Origin of the sequence: Haloarcula sp. Atlit-47R, assembly GCF_003665985.1 — an archaeon.
In the GTDB taxonomy this organism is placed as follows: Archaea; Halobacteriota; Halobacteria; order Halobacteriales; family Haloarculaceae; genus Haloarcula; species Haloarcula taiwanensis.
In genome coordinates this window covers 1-539 of sequence record NZ_QPLQ01000036.1, presented here as the reverse complement: position 1 = coordinate 539, position 539 = coordinate 1, and the positions used below count along the sequence as shown (strand labels likewise).

Here is a 539-nt window from a genome sequence, read left to right as displayed (position 1 = left end):
ACTTCGAATAGCTTGTTTTTCTGTGACTCTCAGATTGTGCTTCTCAAGTGTTCGAATAAAGGGTTCGATACGATCATCAGAAACGTTTGCTGGACTATCTTCTGATTGTGAGTACTGAGTATAGAATTTAGGACCATCTGAAGTGAGTAACAGCTTATCCTCAGAGGCGGTTACCGATACATAGTGTGGCGAATATCCTAATTCATCAGATCTTAAGTCAGCGATTACGTCACTCTCAGGCCTGCTTACTACATAATCAGAACAATATCTGGATGGGTCAAACGAATTCTCTGCCAGATCAGATATCATTTTTTTCAGTTGGATGAGAGAGACGGGACTCTCAACTGTTTCTGATTCATCGCCAGATTTCACCAATGAGGGGACATGAATATTATGATCGAATAGTTGGTATTCATGTCCATAAATGCTATTCTCACCTAGTGCTTCTCCATGATCAGAATGAATGACTAGCGAAAAGTCGTCTGGGACACTATCTAAAAAGACTTCCATGAATTTGTCAAAAGAACGAACTGCATCTC

Annotated in this window: 1 protein-coding gene; it reads right to left on the bottom strand. The window is 40.3% G+C overall.

The genetic code is table 11. From position 1 onward, the window contains the following. A partial coding sequence (locus tag DVK00_RS21490) for a sulfatase-like hydrolase/transferase (protein WP_342764781.1) occupies positions 1–539 on the bottom strand: 539 nt, incomplete at both ends.